Here is a 1,715-nt window from a genome sequence, read left to right as displayed (position 1 = left end):
CTGGGAAAAAATCCAGCGAGTGTTCGGTTACGATGAGGACGGTCTTTCAAATAGCGTCAAAAGCCGATTCGAGAATGGTGAAGGGGATAAGGATCTTACTCGCTTTGCTGGCGCCATCGGCTTTACGGATGCTCGTCTTTTGCTGTTTCCTGTGAAAAGTATGAAAGGGGTTTTTGCATGGGTAACTTCTCTGAAAGTGCTCAAGCAATTTACTCTGGACATGCAACTTGCTAAAGGGGATTTTGAATTCGTAGACCTGAATGCAGAATTTATTGAACCCAATAAGGTGTACCTTTTTAACCCGGATGCTTCGGTAAAGGTGAATGGGGACAAGGTGATCCTTGAAGAATTCACTTTCGAAATTTCCAACGAATTGAATGGGGTGACACAGGTGAAATATGGCGATAAGAAAACAGATTTCCCGGACTGGTTGGCCGAGCAGCTTTTTGGAAACGACGGTTCCTATTGGTCTGAAAAGATCAAAAAGGATATTGTGGTTTTGCCTGACGACGATTTCCGGGATTTTGTAAACATAAGCACAGAGGTAGTTACTCGTACCAAAATTGACAACGAAACCGGAACTGTTGCCCAAGGTGCTCTTTTCAATGAAGAATATTTGCCTGCGGAAAGTGTGCTTTACACACTCGTCTTGTCATCGGACGAATTCAGGAAGGATGGGATGGAAGAAGAGAAAGTGTTCTCATTTTTCAAAGAAAACCTCCCCGGTGTCGTGCAGATCGGTGCCAATGCAACACTGGGTAAAGGAATCGTAACCACTAAAATCGTTGAATTATGAGTCTGACAACCAGAAACAAGCTCGAACAAGGCCGCGCAGCCATGGCATACAGGTATGCTGAAGAAGGCGCCAGGCTGTCAAAAAAGAAGGAATATAAGTCCTATGTCAAGAAAATGCCCATGATGATCAAGGTCAATGGGCTTGGCGCGGCAGTGGCGTTTGCTTTTTCGAAAGGGGCAAAGAATGGTGAGCCAAGCAAGGATACTCCTTGGGGACTGATTTACCATCAGCTTGCTGAATGGGTTTCTACCGAAAAGCAGTTGGTGTCATTGGGACAAAAGTCTTTCGCAAATGCCTTAACCGAATTGGATAGTGCCCAATACCGTGCAGTGACCAACGAAGTTCTGGCTCTGCTTAATTGGATGCGTCGTTTTTCCGAAGGATTAATTGAGGGAGAAAGTGAGGATATTTAAAGCTGTGAAACCATGGAAGAGGGTGTTCTGATTATAAAAAAGACGCGAAAAGGGTTTCACGCTGAAATCCAGTACTCCAAGAAAAGTGGCAAAACCGGGGTTTTGTCTGTAACCGGCTGGCAGCCAGAGGATGATTCCTTAAACGGGACTTCGTGTCAGTTTGAACGTGCGGGAGGTGCGTTGTCCAAGTTGGTGGCTCATGACGGGAAAGTACTTTATTCACATTCGCCTGCGGTGGCTCAACCTGGTGGAAGTAACTCAAAAACAAATATCATGGACAGCTTTGATCCGAAAAAAACATGTCTGCCAAAGGATTCTCGTGATGCCCTGCAGGGTGTCAATCCTGACAATTTTTTCCTGAAGTGGCAAAAGTGTGCCCGACATGAAAACTCTGAGGCAAAGAATCCTTTTGCTTTTTTTCGAACGCATAAAGGAAAGGTGAGTTATCAGATTCAACCCAACTTTGGCGATATCGATTTCGAAAAGCTTGCAACAAGGGAACGCAG

Annotated in this window: 3 protein-coding genes; all 3 read left to right on the top strand. The window is 45.1% G+C overall.

Features of this window, described 5'->3' with window-relative positions:
• Positions 1-796: type III-B CRISPR module RAMP protein Cmr4 (gene cmr4, locus D6694_07760; GenBank protein ID RMH42633.1), on the top strand; the 796-nt coding region annotated here is incomplete at its 5' end.
• Complete coding sequence (gene cmr5, locus D6694_07755; protein RMH42632.1) at positions 793-1,209, top strand: type III-B CRISPR module-associated protein Cmr5; 417 nt, start codon at positions 793-795, stop codon at positions 1,207-1,209. The genes cmr4 and cmr5, both read left to right, overlap by 4 nt.
• A 12-nt stretch (positions 1,210-1,221) precedes the next feature.
• The coding region (locus tag D6694_07750; protein ID RMH42631.1) for a hypothetical protein at positions 1,222-1,715 on the top strand (494 nt) is incomplete at its 3' end.

The organism is Gammaproteobacteria bacterium (assembly GCA_003696665.1).
Classification (GTDB): domain Bacteria; phylum Pseudomonadota; class Gammaproteobacteria; order Enterobacterales.
This window is presented reverse-complemented; position numbering and strand designations above follow the sequence as displayed.

What these genes read in the sequence shown, in the direction of transcription:
- cmr5 (RMH42632.1), top strand. Translation starts at nt 793, where the DNA reads ATGAGTCTGACAACCAGAAACAAGCTCGAACAAGGCCGCGCAGCCATG.